Genomic DNA, 14,228 nt, shown 5'->3' with positions numbered 1-14,228 from the left:
ATGAGAAAGATTTTCAAGAATGAACGAGGTTTCACTTTAATTGAAATGTTACTAGTTATGTTAGTTATTACTGTTTTACTTCTTGTTATGATTCCGAACGTTTCCAAAAATTCAACGATGATTGACAGTAAAGGTTGTGATGCCTTTTTAGCGATGGTTCAATCACAAGTAGAAGCGTACAAAATAGATGAAGGAGAATATCCGAAACAATTAACTGATTTAAATACAGAAGAATATTTGAAGGAAAAGTTCGAAGAAAATGGCGAATTAAAATGTCCTGGTGGTCAAAGTATCGAACTAGTTAACAACAAAGCGGTTGTACCTAAGGGGTCACAATGAGAATTTATTTGCGAGGTCAAGACGGGTTTACTTTTTTAGAATCGCTACTCGTTTTGTCCATTGTGACCGTTATAATATCTATATCCATTGTGAAGTTATCACCTGTAAAAGAGCGTCAAATAATGACACATTTTATTCAACAACTTACAGATGATTTATTGTATGCACAACAATATGCGATGAGTTCTAATCAATCAGTTAGAGTAATTTTTTTTCCGTCAGATTATTATTATCGAATTGTAGGAACTAAAACGCCTACAGAACTAGTCAATCGTAAATATGATCCTGCAATTGAGATAAGAAGTTGGACAATCGGAAATACGATAACATTTACTCGAACAGGAACCATTTCTAGTTCAGGTACCTATGCTATTTCTTATAAGGGAAGAGAACGATATTCTTTAGTTTTTCAAATAGGCTTTGGAAGATTTTATGTTCAAAAATTGTAACGGTTTCACACTGGCAGAAACGGTATCTTCCCTTATTATTTGGATAATGATTGCTACCTTTTTATTGCCGAATTTTCTGTTTATTGTATTGGAGAGGAAAAACTTACAACTGGAACAGTCTATAAGGTATACCTTGACGAATGAGCTGGAAAAAAGACGTGCAGGGGAAATGCAATTTGATATTGAGAATTATAGTAATGGGATGCAAATTGTAGAACGAACAGTAGAAGGAAACAAGGCAGTATGTATAATATACGACGATTATCGTAACGTATCTCGTGAAAGATGTGCTATATATTATGAAGATTAAAAATAATGAATATGGTTTTACTTTAGTTGAATTATTAATTAGTTTTTCCGTTTTGTTAGCAGTTTGTGCTGCTTTACCGCTATTACTAAAATCGTTACACAATTTAACGTTTACGCCAGTTACGATTCATCCGCTTGAATTAGACGTTTTCGTACAGCAAGTAAATAAAGAAATACGGGCTGGTAAGGAATCGTATGTTGTACGAAACGTGTTAACGGTTGTGAACAACGAAGGTGATAAAATTACGTATGAATATTATCAAAATCGCATTAGACGAAGGGTTAACGGGACAGGTCATGTGATTGCTCTCCAAAACGTTTATTCGTTTTTTGTAACGGAAACAAGCAATGGAGCTTTTTTACAAATAACAGGATTAAATGGTGAGACGTATGAAATTAATGTTCATAAGTGGACGAAAGGAGCAACAAATGACGGAGCGTGGCTTCATCTTTCCGATCACTATCGCAATGGCTATGATTATGACTGCCTATTTACTTCATCATATTCAATTGTATAATTTAGAGAAAAGATTTTATTTTGAAACTAATCAAGTTCATGATCTAGAAATCATGATAAAATATGTTTGGGATATGCTTGAAGCTCAAATTGTAAACGATGAATACGTGGAATCTGGAATAAAAGATTTTTCAACTGGAGAGGTCGAATTTAATATTTCAGAAAAAGAACCTCTCCTAACGATTGTGCTTCGGGCACGGGCACTTTCTGGTAGAGTAAATGATGTGAAAGTAATATATGATCAAAACGAGAAAAAGGTAATTTCTTGGCAACAACAGTGAGGCTGAGACAAAACTAAAATCCTCTTTTAAAAAACGAACTATCGCAGATTTAGCGGAGGAAATATACGTAGACTCCAGCGGGAGGAAAGGCCTAGGTGAGAAGATAGCAGTGCGAAGCACGAGGAGGCTCACCAGTACGAAAAGTGCAGGCGGCTCGCTCTGGCCCGACAAGCATAAGACAGACGCTGCAGTTGGGCGCTCTTTGCCCAACGGAAGTGACTGGCTTATGTCTCGAGGGCCAAGCCGCCGTAACTAGACACGCCCGCGGAAAGCGAAGTATATTTCCGTAGCGGATTATCTCTACTTTTCTATTTTGTTCGTTATTTACTTTGATAAAAATAGTTATGTCCCAACCTCCATTTGAAGGAGAGATAAAATGAAGACTATTTATATTACAGGGTTTATGGGTTCGGGCAAAACAACAGTTGGCCAGGCAATTAGTCAACATTTAAACTTACCAGTATTTGATACGGATACATATATTGTAAAAAAGATGAATAAATCAGTAAAAGAAATTTTTCGCGATCAAGGAGAGAGTTTTTTCCGACTGGAAGAATCAAGCGCCTTAAAAGAATTACCGTTAGAAAACGCTATCGTAACCACTGGTGGGGGAATAATTAAAAGCAAAGAAAATAGACAGTGGATGAAACAACATGGCCTCATTGTCTTCTTATATGCAGATATTACAGAAGTAATGAAAAGGCTTGAAGGCGATATAACAAGACCTTTAATTTTAGATAAAAGTATAGAAGAGGTAGAAGCTCTGTTTCAAAGTCGATTACCTTTTTATAAAGATGCCCATTATACAGTAAATACAAATGGTAAAAAAATTGAAGAAATTGTGACAGAAATAGAACGGATGATTAAAAAAGGTACAGAAGGCTAAACTAATACTGCTATTAATATAATGGTGGTGGTATAAGTTGAAAACGAATGATTATGTAAAATATGTAACCCAACAGCTTGTAAGTTATATGGATCAGCCGAAAGATGTACGTAAAGAGCAGAGGATAGTCCGAAAGCAAGAACAAGCTCCACTTTCAAACCAATGGTTAGGGGTCATTCCACTTTCGTTAAAACTGATGTTCAAGAAGAAGGAGAGCTAATGGCAAAAGTAGTACTTTTTACTTGCCAACTTAGAAAAGTATATGCTACTATTCTAATGTAAATAATTCATTGCAAATACTGTTAACGCATTAAATATATACGTGTTACTGATTCGATCAGGCATGAGTAATAAGTTTTTATAGAGATAGGATATCTCTATGCTTATTTACTCATGCCTTTTTTAGTTGCAAAAATGTTTTGTAATAATGTTACATTTAGTATTTGCGAAAGCTTGTTTTCTTTCTACACGATAATGGGAATATATAAATAAGTGGACATATTTTGTAGAAACTATAGGAAACGCCAACAAAATAAATTATTACTAAAGGAGAATGAAAAACATGGCAGAAAAAGTATTTAAAGTAACAGCAGATTCAGGAATTCACGCTAGACCAGCAACTCAATTGGTACAAACAGCTAGTAAGTTTGATGCAGATATCAATTTAGAATATAACGGTAAAAGTGTAAACTTAAAATCCATCATGGGTGTTATGTCTCTAGGAATTCCCCAAGGTTCCGAAATCAAAATTGTGGCAGAAGGTTCTGACGCTACAGAAGCAATTAGTGCATTAGAGGAAACTTTAAAGAGAGAAGGCCTAGGCGAATAATGTCATCTATTATTCAAGGTATTGCTGCTTCCAGTGGTATCGCCATTGCGAAAGCATACCGCTTGGAAGCTCCTGAACTTCACGTTGAAAAGCGTGAAGTAATAGCGATTGAGGAAGAAATTAAACGTTTTGTTCAAGCAGTAGAAATTTCTAAACAAGAGCTTGAGAAAATTAAAGAACATGCACTTAAAGAACTTGGGGAAGATAAGGCCGAAATATTTGCAGCACACTTATTAGTTCTAAGTGACCCAGAATTGATAAACCCAATTAAAGATAAAGTAACAACTGAAAAAGTGAATGCAGAATTCGCATTAGATGAAACGGCAAAAATGTTCATTTCTATGTTTGAATCAATGGATAATGAATATATGAAAGAACGTGCAGCTGACATTCGTGACGTTACAAAACGTGTGCTAGCTCATCTTTTAGGTGTTACGATTTCAAATCCAAGCTTAATTTCAGAAGAAGTAATTGTCATTGCAGAGGATTTAACTCCATCTGATACAGCGCAGTTAAACCGCCAGTTTGTAAAAGGGTTTACTACTGATATTGGGGGACGTACATCACATTCAGCTATAATGGCGAGATCTTTAGAAATTCCAGCTGTTGTTGGTACAAAAAATATTACTTCCACTGTTCAAAATGATACGATGTTAATCGTTGATGGATTAGACGGTGTAGTCATTATTGATCCAACGCCTGAACAAGTAGAAGAGTATAAAGAAAAACAACAAAAATATGAACAACAAAAGCAAGAATGGGCGAAGCTTGTTTCTGAAAAAACAGTTACAGCTGACGGTCATCACGTAGAACTAGCAGCAAACATCGGTACTCCGGAAGATGTAGCTGGTGTATTAAAGAATGGTGGAGAAGCAGTAGGTTTATATCGTACAGAGTTTTTATATATGGGCCGTACAGAACTACCTTCGGAAGAAGAGCAATATACTGCTTACAAAGAAGTACTAGAGCGTATGGAAGGAAAACCAGTCGTTGTTCGTACGTTAGACATCGGTGGGGATAAAGAACTGCCATACTTACATTTACCGAAAGAAATGAATCCATTCTTAGGATATCGTGCTATTCGTTTATGTTTAGAAGAACAAGATATTTTCCGTACACAATTACGTGCATTACTTCGTGCTAGTGTGCATGGGAATCTGAAAATTATGTTCCCGATGATTGCAACAGTGGAAGAATTCCGCCAAGCGAAAGCGATTCTTTTAGAAGAAAAAGAGAAGCTTGTAACTGAAAATGTACAAGTTGCTGAAAGCTTTGAAATTGGAATGATGGTGGAAATTCCTTCCACAGCGGTAATGGCAGATGTGTTTGCGAAAGAAGTAGATTTCTTCAGTATCGGTACAAACGATCTTATTCAATACACAATGGCAGCTGACCGTATGAATGAACGAGTGTCCTATTTATATCAACCATACAACCCTGCAATCCTTCGCTTAATTGATAATGTTATTCAAGCAGCTCATAAAGAAGGTAAATGGGCTGGTATGTGTGGAGAGATGGCTGGAGACTCAATCGCAATTCCAATTTTACTAGGTCTTGGCCTTGATGAATTCAGTATGAGTGCAACAAGCATTTTACCAGCACGTACTCAGTTAAAAGGATTATCTAAAGAAGAAGCAGCACAATTGCGTGAACAAATTCTTTCATTAAGTACCGAAGCTGAAGTAGAGGCACTTGTTAGAGATAAATTTATAAAGTAATTGTTAAAAACTAGCTAAAGGAGTCGAATTCCTTGGCTAGTTTTTTTATTAATAAACGAATTCGTTGCTACCGCAAATAAAATCTTGCTTAACATAAATAAAACAGAAATAAAGCCTCATTGACGCCCAAAATTAACATAAAAAACCTCCGACACTTAATGAACTTTCATCTCCATTCCGTATCAACACAAAACACTATATGTTAAAATATTCTAAAGAAGGGGAGTTGAAATGATGAATGTAGAAAGCTTAAAAAAATATGCTGAATTAGCATTAAAAATAGGTATCAATTTACAACAAGGTCAGCCGTTAGTAGTGCAAGCACCAATTACTGCAGCAACACTCGTAAGAGAAGTGACTAAGCTAGCCTATGAATTTGGCGCAAAATACGTACATATCGACTGGCATGATTCACAAATCACAAAAATTGCATACGAGGGTGCGTCACTAGATTCCTTAAAAGAAGTTAGAATGTGGAAAGTAAAAGGTATGGAGGAAATGGCAGAAGAGGGTGCAGCATTTTTACGGATAGTCGTTTCGGATCCAGACTTATTAAAAGAAGTAGCCCCTGAAAAAGTATCTACTGCCAATATCGCTGAAGCAACAGCTTTAAAGAAATATCGTTCTTATATACAAACAGGTAAAGTTAGTTGGTCCATTATTTCTGTGCCATCAGAAGCGTGGGCGAGTAAATTATATCCCGATCTCCCAAAAGAAGAAGCATTGAATACGTTATGGGATCACATATTTGCTGTAACAAGGCTCAATGAGCTGGACCCCGTTGCTGCATGGGAAAGTCATCTGCAAACATTACAAGAGAAACTAAACTATTTAAATAATAAGAAATATGAAGCACTTCACTATGAAGGGCCAGGTACTGAACTAAAGATTGAACTACCAACAGAGCAAGTATGGTTAGGTGGGGGAATACATAATGAAAGAGGTACTTACTTTGTCCCCAATCTACCAACTGAAGAAGTCTTTACAGCACCTGTAAAAACAGGAGTAGATGGAACAGTTACTTCTACGAAACCTTTAAACTTAAACGGAAAATTAGTTAATAATTTCACACTAACTTTTAAAGAAGGACGAGTTATTGACTACAGTGCTGAGGTTGGTCAAGATGTGCTTCAAAAACTATTAGAAACAGATGAGGGAGCAATGTATTTAGGTGAAGTTGCCTTAGTGCCAAACAGCTCCCCAATTTCAAAGTTAAATGTTATTTTTTACAATACGTTATTTGATGAAAACGCATCTTCCCATTTAGCATTAGGTTCTGCATATCCGATTTGTATTAATGGTGGAGGAGCAATGACAAAGAACCAGTTAGAGGAGAACGGAATTAATACAAGTGTCGTTCACGTTGATTTTATGATCGGTTCTAGCGAGTTGACCATTTATGGTATTGCTCAGGACGGTAAAAAGGAATTGCTTATGGAAAAGGGAGAATGGGCTATTTAATGATTTAATCTGAGGGTAAGTTTATAAAAGGAATATAGAAGAAGCGTTCTTCATTGATCGCTTCTATTTTATTTTTTGGCAAATAGAGAATATACGTTCCCTTCCCTCGGAAGATTCGATATAATGAAATTATTCAATATATTAGGAGGAGAAAATATGAGTAAAACTTTTCAACAATTTGCAGAAACACTAAACGCTGTACAAATGTTAAGTAATAAAGATGAGAGCATATTGTTAGAGCCTATCGGTGAAGGAAAATGGTCCCAAAAGGAAATTATTGCTCATTTATACTACTGGGATAAATTTAATTTAGAAGTAATGGTTCCGAAAATGAGTGATGGAGCGAACTTACCGCAGTTTCCTGATCACGATGAATATAATAAATTAGCAATTGATACACTTGAGAAATACACCGTACATACTATTATTCAATACTTTGTGGAAACAAGGAACGAACTGTTACAAAAAATAAAGAACGTACCTAGCGATATTAAATTCACAATTGGAAAAGGCAAACGCCAATACTCAGCTGAAAGCTTTATAAAAATGTTTTTAAAGCATGACGCTCATCATATCGAACAAATAAACGGGAAGCTAAAATAATGGAGTTTACCATTAACAAAGATTATTTTTTTCAAGCAGTCTCTCATGTTAGTAAAGCGATCGAGTCTACAAAAACAGATTCTATTTTAGCAGGGATAAAAATTACAGCGGGAGCAGATCGAATAACAATAGTTGGTTGTAATTCCACTTTTTCAATAAAAAAGCAAATTCCAACTAAGTTTAATGGTACAGAGCAGTTACAAATATATCGTGCGGGTACCGTTGTTATTCCGGCAAAACACTTACTAGAGTTATTAAAAAAGCTTCCTGATGAAATAACAATGAAAATGCAAAAAGATTTTCTAGTAACATTGAATGCAACAGGTATTTCCATAAACATTAAAGGGTTAAATCCTGAACAATATCCAGCCCTATTAGAAATAAATGAAAATAGTAAAATAAGCATAACTATAACTAGTAGTAAACTTATTGGAATTTTAAAATCTACAATGTATGCGGCATCTAACACCATTACTAAACCTGTACTAACAGGAATTATGTTTTCCTTCCAACAAGATCAACTCACATGTACCGCCACAAATTCCCATCGATTAGCATATAGAAGGATGGCTATTAACTCGAACGTAAATACATGCTGCATAGTTCCAAAATCTGCACTTAATGAACTGTTAAAATTATTAAGTCATGATGAATTACAAGTAAATATTACGATAACCGATCATGAAATACTTTTCTCTACTTCTACCTTTCATTTTCACACTAGAATAATAGATGGAAAATATCCAGATGTTACAAGCCTATTATTGGGTGATGCTAAAACAATCGTTACTATACACCGAAAACAACTCCTTCAAGGAATAGAAAGAGCGAATTTTTTTGCAAAGAATTCGAGAAATAACAATATCCATTTCGAGCTATTACCGGACTTTACGCTAAAAATAAGCTCTAAATCTACAGAAATTGGAGATATAAAGGAAATTCAGTCGATAACATCACTTCAAGGAGAAAACGATGTAAATATAACGTTAGATGGACAATTATTGATAGATGTTTTAAAGGTTATGAAAGAAGACGAAATTAGTATTCGTTTCAATGGATCTTTAAAGCCTGTTTTGATACAACCAGTAGATGAAACATATCATAAACACCTAATCTCTCCAGTAAGAACAAAGTAAATTTAAAAGTAAAGTGGCATAGAAGTAATGAGCATGCTATGATGATATATAATTTGTTTACATTAGGAGAGTCATAGAAATGTTACGTATAAAAGGCATATTGATGATCATTTCGGGAGCTACTTTGTGGGGAGCAACTGGGCCGTTAATTGAATATATTTTACAAAATACTAATCTATCAGTCCCATTCTTACTAACGTTACGTTTAACAATTGCGGGCTTAGTGCTATTATCACTGCTATGTATAAAAAAAGCAGATGTTTTTTCAATTTGGAAACAACCAAGTTCTAGAAATCAGCTCGTCTTATTCAGTGTTTTCGGGATGCTAGGAATTCAGTATACGTTTGTAGCAGCGATCGAGGAAAGTAACGCGGTTGTGGCAACATTATTGCAGTTTTCTGCACCAATTTTTGTAGTACTGTACGTATCTTTGTTACATAAAAAGTTACCACCAGGCTATCAAGTAATTGGCATTATTGGGACGTTAATCGGCTTGTTTCTTTTAATGACAAATGGAAACTTTTCTAACCTTCTAGTTAGTAATAAAGCTTTATTATGGGGGTTAGCGTTAGGTATTACGTTTGCTTTCTATACGTTATATCCTGCACGTTTGATGAAAGAGTGGGGTGTATTAATAGTTGTTGGATGGGCAATGTTATGTGGTGGAATTGTGCTAGGAGTTATAAATAGAGTTTGGAGTTCCAATGAATGGTCTATCATTGTTGAACCACTAGTTCTTTCCAAGTTAGTAATATTAATCATTTTCGGTACTATGGCATTTGTGTTATTTTTGAGTAGTTTAAAATATATAAGTGCAGTTGAGACAAGTATATTATCAAGTGTGGAGCCTTTGACCGCGATGATGATCTCGGCTCTTTGGTTTGGGATGATGTTGCAGACTGTGCAATTATACGGGGTACTTCTGATGATTATTTTTGTTTCGTGGTTATCAGTCGGTGGAATTCTTAAAAAGAGTAAAAGTCATCAAACAGGAGTGGCTAAAAACTCTTCGGGATAAGGAGCCAAGGAAACTTAGCTCCTTGCTTCTAGCCTATAATTGAAAAAGTCTTTGCATATCTTCTCTTTCGTGTCGAATATAAAAAAAATCGTTTTTTGTTTCGTCATAAACGTAATCTTTTTTCCACTCTTCTTTATTTTGTATAATAGATTTCAATGCGTTTATAAAGCTTAGTACTTCACTATTTGTCATTGTAGGATGCATGGAAAACCGTACCCAACCGGGTTTACTAGATAAATCGCCTGTATCTATTTTATTTGTAATCTGTTTAGATTCATTCTCTGTAATTTGAAATAAATAATGCCCATAAGTGCCTGCACAGGAGCATCCACCACGAACTTGGTAACCAAAACGATCGTTTAATAGTTTTACAACTAGATTGTAGTGCATGTCGTTAACATGCAAAGAAATAATTCCCAATCTGTTAGTTTGTTCTTGTTCAAAAACATATACATCTGGAATGTTTTTTAATTTTGATAAGGCTAATTTCACTAATTCTTTTTCGCGTTTTTTTATTTTTTCTATGCCCATTTGCTCTTTCAACTTTATACATAATGCAATTCTAATACCTTGTAAAATACCTGGTGTCCCACCATCCTCACGATATTCAATTTTTTCTATATACTGGTGTTCTCCCCAAGGATTCGTCCAAGTAACAGTACCGCCCCCTGGATGATCAGGAATTTGGTTCTTATATAATCTAGAATCAAAAATTAATACACCACTCGTACCAGGTCCACCTAGAAATTTATGCGGTGAAAAGAAGATACCATCCAATTTTTCAAGTGGATCTTCTGGGTGCATATTTATCTCTACATAGGGGGCAGAAGCGGCAAAATCTATAAAACATATGCCGCCATGTTTGTGCATGATTTTAGCCATTTCGTGATAGGGAGTAATGATACCTGTTACATTAGAACATGCAGCAAACGAACCAATTTTATGTTTTCGATGACGATATTTTTTTAGAAGCTCTTCTAAGTGCGAAAGATCAACATTTCCATCCTTTTGGGGCCGGATAATTTCCACATCTGCTATCGTTTCTTCCCACGTTATTTGGTTGGAATGGTGCTCAAAATGTGTAATAAAGACAACAGGTCTTTCATCTGAAGGTAAAGAAGTTTTGTTGTTCCATTGTTCAGGCAATCTCCAGCCAAATATTCTTTGAAGTTTATTAATAACTGCAGTCATACCAAATCCATCGAAAATTATTACGTCATGTTCATCTGCATGAACATGCTCCTTTATAATACGTTTCGCCTCTTTATATGCAACAGTCATGAAAGAGCCAGTTGTATTGGACTCTGTATGTGTATTGGCCATGAATGGACCAAATTGTTCTGTTATTTTTTTCTCAATAGGTTTATATAAGCGGCCGCTAGCTGTCCAATCTGCGTAAATAATCTTCTGTCTGCCATAAGGCGTTTCGTAGCTATAATTTAACCCGATTATATGTTGACGAAATGGATGAAAATATTGCTCAAGTTCTGTTTCCAATTCATAATGATTATTACCTACTCTAACAGAGATCATGATAAACCACCATTCATATCAAAGTTGCTTCTCTAATATATGTAGTCAAATCTGTAAGTGATAGTAAAAATAATTGGAAAAAATGGTTTTAAAAAAAACTACTTTAGTTTCTTTTTAAAATGCTTAAATATTCTATCCACGGTCCAACATCGTTACTATATCTATTTGCTAACACTCGAACGATTTGGGCGATATGAGTGAGATCATGTACAACCCATGTTGAAATTAATTCACGTACTTTTACTACACCAAAAGCTGGATGATATCCAGTTCTTTCAAGATGATCTTCTGATTCGATGAGTTGAAGTAGTTTCTCGATATTTTTTGCCCGTATTTCTTTAAAGTGTTCAACTAGCTCTGTTATGGAACTTGATTTATTAATACTTAGATGGGAATAACGATCGAAGGCGGGGAAGGGGTTACTCTCACCTTCCTGCAATATAAATTCTAATCTAGTGATCCAATTATGCTTCTCAGCTTCAATAAGGTGAAGAATTACTTCTGTTACATTCCATGTCGCATCTCCTTCGTTACATTGTAGCCAATTGCTTGATAATCCTGTTAAAAAGGCTTCTAGTGACTTTGGTGTTCTTTCCAAAATTTCAACTGCCTCTTTTAGTGCAAAATTCATTAAAAAACCTCCATTTCTTCTAGTAATAGCTTATATATATGATAGCATTAAATAATTTCTACTGATATGACGTAAAAAAGAACAAACCGTTTAATTTAATAACAGAGAGGTGATTAAAAAACACTATCCAATATTATTAGATAGTGCTTAATTAAGGTCGAATAGAAACTAATGTACCAATCGGAACGATGCTTGCTAACTCCTCCACGTCCCGATTATACATACGAATACATCCTCTAGATACTGCTTTTCCAATCGAACTTGGGTCATTAGTTCCGTGAATACCGTAATGTTGCTTCGATAAACTCATCCACATTGTCCCAAAAGGACCACCAGGGTTTGGTGCCTTATTAATAATGATAAAATCACCAACTGGAGTTCCATACAAAATTCTACCAACAGCAATGGGATACTGCTTTTGAAGAGAACCATTTCTCAATAAACGTAAATGCCGATTATTAATGGAGACTTCTATTCGATATGGGATTGTATTAGGTGATGGAAAGCCTGGAATAACAATGGATTGACCTGGATAGATCATATTTGGGTTTATGCCAGGATTGGCACTGATAATAGTAGCTAAGGGCTTCCGATAGTCGATAGCGATTTGATTTAACGTTTCACCAACTTTTACCGTATGAATCAGTGAAACCACCTCCAAATATTTATTGGTTTTTAACATACTATGCAAATTAGGTAGAAAATCCATTAAAAGTGAAATGAATTTTGTGCACACCTATAATTCATACCCTTCCGCTTCTATACAAGCAAATCTAGTAATTACACATACACTACAGAAGATAGGTAGTGATACTTTCACTAGAGAATGGAGGTTTTAAAAAAATGATAGGTAGAAAGTCTAGTTCTCCTCCTGGACCAAAAGGAAAGTTTTTCAATGGGAACTTGCGTGAGTTCCAAGCAGACCCACTGCAATTTATGAGGAAAACAACGGAACAATTTGGCGGAATATCGTTGTTAAGATTTGGTCCCTTTCAAAAAGTGTACCTCGTAAATGACCCGAAGTTAATTAAAGAAATACTAGTAACAAAACAAAAGTATTTTATTAAATCTAATGATATTCGGTCTTTGAAAACAGTGGTTGGAGATGGATTACTCACAAGTGAAAAAGAAAAGCATATGTATCAACGTCGGCTTATCCAACCTGCTTTTAAAAAGCAGCATATTATTAATTACGGACAAGATATGATTGAAACAACGTTACAATACATTGCAAAGTGGCAGGATGGAGAAGAACGGGATATAACAGAGGATATGATGAATATAACATTAGGTATAATAAGTAAAACGATGTTCAGTATGAAGCTAGAAGAAGGGCATAGTATGATTGGGGAGCCAATGGAAGCTGTAATGACACTAGCAATTAAACGAATGAGAGCTATTTTTCCATTGCCGTTATGGATTCCTACAAAAGAAAATAAAAAGTTTAATAAAGCGATAGAAAAGCTTGACGAAGTGCTTTATGAGATTATTAAAAAGCGTCAAAAGGAAGCTATTGTAAAAGAAGATTTACTTGGAATGTTAATGGCAGCTCGAGATGAAAAAGATGGTTTAGGAATGAACAATACGCAGCTTCGAGATGAACTAATGACCATTTTTTTAGCAGGGCATGAAACGACAGCCAATGCATTAGCTTGGACGCTTTATTTACTATCACAGCATCCAGAGAAAGAAGAAAAGCTTAAAGATGAAATATCCTCAGTAGTGTTGAAGCGTGAACCTCGGGCAGAAGATTTTATGAAATTACCATTTGCTCAAAATGTTGTTTGGGAGTCTATGCGCCTTTTTCCACCGGCTTATGTAGTTGGTAGAGAAGTAGATAGAAATGTAGAAATAGGTGGACATACATTAAAAAGGGGAGACATGATCCTAATAAGTCAATATGTGATGCATCGAAACGCTGAATATTTTGAGAACCCGGATACGTTTATACCAGAGAGATTTGAAAATAACTTCATGAGAAGTCTCCCGCCTTACGTATATTTTCCATTTGGGGGTGGTCCTAGAGTATGTATCGGAAACCATTTCGCTCTCATGGAAACAGTTCTAACTCTTGTATGTATTATCCAACAATATAGTCTTAGACTTGCACCGAAACATCACACGGTAAAACCACAACCTTTGATTACATTAAGACCAAAGCATGGCATTCGAATGGTAGTGAAGAAAAGGTAAATAACTTTCATAAAAAGGGACTAACCCTACAGCTTATGGATTAGTCCTCGTACTACCTTTATTTTTTGGAAAACTTACTTCCTTTATTTTTTGATCGCAGCTTTGCCATCATAGAATCTACTTTTTGTTGTTCGGAGATAGACGCCTTCTCATCCAGTGTTAACGAAATTATACGATCATCTTCAATTTTTACGTCAAAATAAGAATGAATACGACTTCCATGTGGTAATTGGTCTTTGTGAAGGACATATTCTTTTCCGATTTCTTCAACTAAAATAACGGCATATTTATCATCTTCTATTCGGTCTAAATATCCTTTCATAAT

The 14,228-nt window shown here is 35.3% G+C and carries 18 protein-coding genes; 14 read left to right on the top strand and 4 right to left on the bottom strand.

Annotation, left to right across the window (positions count from 1 at the left end):
- The 13 genes from comGC to O1A01_RS17845 all read left to right on the top strand — a co-directional run bounded on the left by comGC (position 1) and on the right by O1A01_RS17845 (position 9,546).
- Entirely contained in the window at positions 1-339 is a 339-nt protein-coding gene (gene comGC / locus O1A01_RS17905) for a competence type IV pilus major pilin ComGC (protein ID WP_066419803.1), read from the top strand.
- Entirely contained in the window at positions 336-788 is a 453-nt protein-coding gene (gene comGD, locus O1A01_RS17900; RefSeq protein WP_066419802.1) for a competence type IV pilus minor pilin ComGD, read from the top strand. Before comGC ends, comGD begins: the two co-directional genes overlap by 4 nt.
- On the top strand, positions 772-1,098 hold the full coding sequence (locus O1A01_RS17895; protein WP_270064631.1) for a type II secretion system protein: 327 nt from the start codon (positions 772-774) through the stop codon (positions 1,096-1,098). The genes comGD and O1A01_RS17895 overlap by 17 nt, the downstream gene beginning before the upstream one ends.
- Entirely contained in the window at positions 1,088-1,615 is a 528-nt protein-coding gene (comGF, locus tag O1A01_RS17890) for a competence type IV pilus minor pilin ComGF (RefSeq protein ID WP_270064630.1), read from the top strand. The genes O1A01_RS17895 and comGF overlap by 11 nt, the downstream gene beginning before the upstream one ends.
- A complete protein-coding gene (gene comGG, locus O1A01_RS17885; RefSeq protein WP_157729285.1) occupies positions 1,527-1,895 on the top strand; it encodes a competence type IV pilus minor pilin ComGG in 369 nt (122 codons plus the stop codon). Before comGF ends, comGG begins: the two co-directional genes overlap by 89 nt.
- A gap of 376 nt (positions 1,896-2,271) precedes the next feature.
- Positions 2,272-2,781: a shikimate kinase gene (locus O1A01_RS17880; RefSeq protein ID WP_270064629.1), complete on the top strand. Its 510-nt coding sequence runs from the start codon at positions 2,272-2,274 to the stop codon at positions 2,779-2,781.
- 37 nt (positions 2,782-2,818) lie between these two features.
- On the top strand, positions 2,819-3,001 hold the full coding sequence (locus O1A01_RS17875) for a YqzE family protein (protein WP_066416398.1): 183 nt from the start codon (positions 2,819-2,821) through the stop codon (positions 2,999-3,001).
- Between the two features lie 342 nt (positions 3,002-3,343).
- Positions 3,344-3,610 (top strand): phosphocarrier protein HPr, encoded by a 267-nt coding sequence (locus O1A01_RS17870; protein ID WP_066416399.1) that lies wholly within the window; start codon positions 3,344-3,346, stop codon positions 3,608-3,610.
- Positions 3,610-5,328: a phosphoenolpyruvate--protein phosphotransferase gene (ptsP, locus tag O1A01_RS17865; RefSeq protein ID WP_066416400.1), complete on the top strand. Its 1,719-nt coding sequence runs from the start codon at positions 3,610-3,612 to the stop codon at positions 5,326-5,328. The genes O1A01_RS17870 and ptsP overlap by 1 nt, the downstream gene beginning before the upstream one ends.
- 231 nt (positions 5,329-5,559) lie before the next feature.
- On the top strand, positions 5,560-6,789 hold the full coding sequence (locus O1A01_RS17860; RefSeq protein ID WP_270064628.1) for an aminopeptidase: 1,230 nt from the start codon (positions 5,560-5,562) through the stop codon (positions 6,787-6,789).
- A gap of 156 nt (positions 6,790-6,945) precedes the next feature.
- Positions 6,946-7,392, top strand: a complete 447-nt coding sequence (locus tag O1A01_RS17855; RefSeq protein WP_066416407.1) for a DinB family protein — start codon at positions 6,946-6,948, stop codon at positions 7,390-7,392.
- Complete coding sequence (gene dnaN, locus O1A01_RS17850) at positions 7,392-8,528, top strand: DNA polymerase III subunit beta (RefSeq protein WP_270064627.1); 1,137 nt, start codon at positions 7,392-7,394, stop codon at positions 8,526-8,528. Before O1A01_RS17855 ends, dnaN begins: the two co-directional genes overlap by 1 nt.
- 79 nt (positions 8,529-8,607) lie before the next feature.
- On the top strand, positions 8,608-9,546 hold the full coding sequence (locus tag O1A01_RS17845; protein ID WP_270064626.1) for a DMT family transporter: 939 nt from the start codon (positions 8,608-8,610) through the stop codon (positions 9,544-9,546).
- A gap of 33 nt (positions 9,547-9,579) precedes the next feature.
- Here the strand turns inward: O1A01_RS17845 and O1A01_RS17840 are convergent, their stop codons facing one another.
- The 3 genes from O1A01_RS17840 to O1A01_RS17830 all read right to left on the bottom strand — a co-directional run bounded on the left by O1A01_RS17840 (position 9,580) and on the right by O1A01_RS17830 (position 12,356).
- Entirely contained in the window at positions 9,580-11,079 is a 1,500-nt protein-coding gene (locus O1A01_RS17840; RefSeq protein WP_270064625.1) for an aminotransferase class V-fold PLP-dependent enzyme, read from the bottom strand.
- A 103-nt stretch (positions 11,080-11,182) separates the two neighbouring features.
- On the bottom strand, positions 11,183-11,710 hold the full coding sequence (locus O1A01_RS17835) for a DinB family protein (RefSeq protein WP_066416435.1): 528 nt from the start codon (positions 11,708-11,710) through the stop codon (positions 11,183-11,185).
- Positions 11,711-11,861: 151 nt separating this feature from the next.
- Positions 11,862-12,356 (bottom strand): L,D-transpeptidase family protein, encoded by a 495-nt coding sequence (locus O1A01_RS17830; protein WP_066416500.1) that lies wholly within the window; start codon positions 12,354-12,356, stop codon positions 11,862-11,864.
- 197 nt (positions 12,357-12,553) lie between these two features.
- Between O1A01_RS17830 and O1A01_RS17825 the strand changes: the two genes are divergently transcribed.
- The gene (locus O1A01_RS17825) at positions 12,554-13,903 is read left to right on the top strand and encodes a cytochrome P450 (protein WP_270064624.1); all 1,350 of its coding nucleotides are present in this window, start codon (positions 12,554-12,556) and stop codon (positions 13,901-13,903) included.
- A 58-nt stretch (positions 13,904-13,961) separates the two neighbouring features.
- On the opposite strand, the gene O1A01_RS17820 is transcribed toward O1A01_RS17825, so the two are convergent.
- Positions 13,962-14,225 (bottom strand): DUF3006 family protein, encoded by a 264-nt coding sequence (locus O1A01_RS17820; RefSeq protein WP_270064623.1) that lies wholly within the window; start codon positions 14,223-14,225, stop codon positions 13,962-13,964.
- Positions 14,226-14,228: the final 3 nt, after the last annotated feature.

Origin of the sequence: Sutcliffiella sp. NC1 (genome assembly GCF_027594365.1) — a bacterium.
Lineage (GTDB): Bacteria > Bacillota > Bacilli > Bacillales > Bacillaceae_I > Sutcliffiella > Sutcliffiella cohnii.
This window is presented reverse-complemented; position numbering and strand designations above follow the sequence as displayed.

Excerpts from the sequence above, each read along its gene's own strand:
- comGF (WP_270064630.1), top strand. The coding sequence starts at position 1,088 with ATGAAGATTAAAAATAATGAATATGGTTTTACTTTAGTTGAATTATTA.
- ptsP (WP_066416400.1), top strand. The coding sequence starts at position 3,610 with ATGTCATCTATTATTCAAGGTATTGCTGCTTCCAGTGGTATCGCCATT.
- O1A01_RS17870 (WP_066416399.1), top strand. The coding sequence starts at position 3,344 with ATGGCAGAAAAAGTATTTAAAGTAACAGCAGATTCAGGAATTCACGCT.
- O1A01_RS17820 (WP_270064623.1), bottom strand. The coding sequence starts at position 14,225 with ATGAAAGGATATTTAGACCGAATAGAAGATGATAAATATGCCGTTATT.
- O1A01_RS17880 (WP_270064629.1), top strand. The coding sequence starts at position 2,272 with ATGAAGACTATTTATATTACAGGGTTTATGGGTTCGGGCAAAACAACA.
- O1A01_RS17860 (WP_270064628.1), top strand. The coding sequence starts at position 5,560 with ATGATGAATGTAGAAAGCTTAAAAAAATATGCTGAATTAGCATTAAAA.
- dnaN (WP_270064627.1), top strand. The coding sequence starts at position 7,392 with ATGGAGTTTACCATTAACAAAGATTATTTTTTTCAAGCAGTCTCTCAT.
- O1A01_RS17855 (WP_066416407.1), top strand. The coding sequence starts at position 6,946 with ATGAGTAAAACTTTTCAACAATTTGCAGAAACACTAAACGCTGTACAA.
- O1A01_RS17840 (WP_270064625.1), bottom strand. The coding sequence starts at position 11,079 with ATGATCTCTGTTAGAGTAGGTAATAATCATTATGAATTGGAAACAGAA.
- O1A01_RS17835 (WP_066416435.1), bottom strand. The coding sequence starts at position 11,710 with ATGAATTTTGCACTAAAAGAGGCAGTTGAAATTTTGGAAAGAACACCA.
- O1A01_RS17825 (WP_270064624.1), top strand. The coding sequence starts at position 12,554 with ATGATAGGTAGAAAGTCTAGTTCTCCTCCTGGACCAAAAGGAAAGTTT.
- comGC (WP_066419803.1), top strand. The coding sequence starts at position 1 with ATGAGAAAGATTTTCAAGAATGAACGAGGTTTCACTTTAATTGAAATG.
- O1A01_RS17895 (WP_270064631.1), top strand. The coding sequence starts at position 772 with ATGTTCAAAAATTGTAACGGTTTCACACTGGCAGAAACGGTATCTTCC.
- O1A01_RS17845 (WP_270064626.1), top strand. The coding sequence starts at position 8,608 with ATGTTACGTATAAAAGGCATATTGATGATCATTTCGGGAGCTACTTTG.
- comGD (WP_066419802.1), top strand. The coding sequence starts at position 336 with ATGAGAATTTATTTGCGAGGTCAAGACGGGTTTACTTTTTTAGAATCG.
- comGG (WP_157729285.1), top strand. The coding sequence starts at position 1,527 with ATGACGGAGCGTGGCTTCATCTTTCCGATCACTATCGCAATGGCTATG.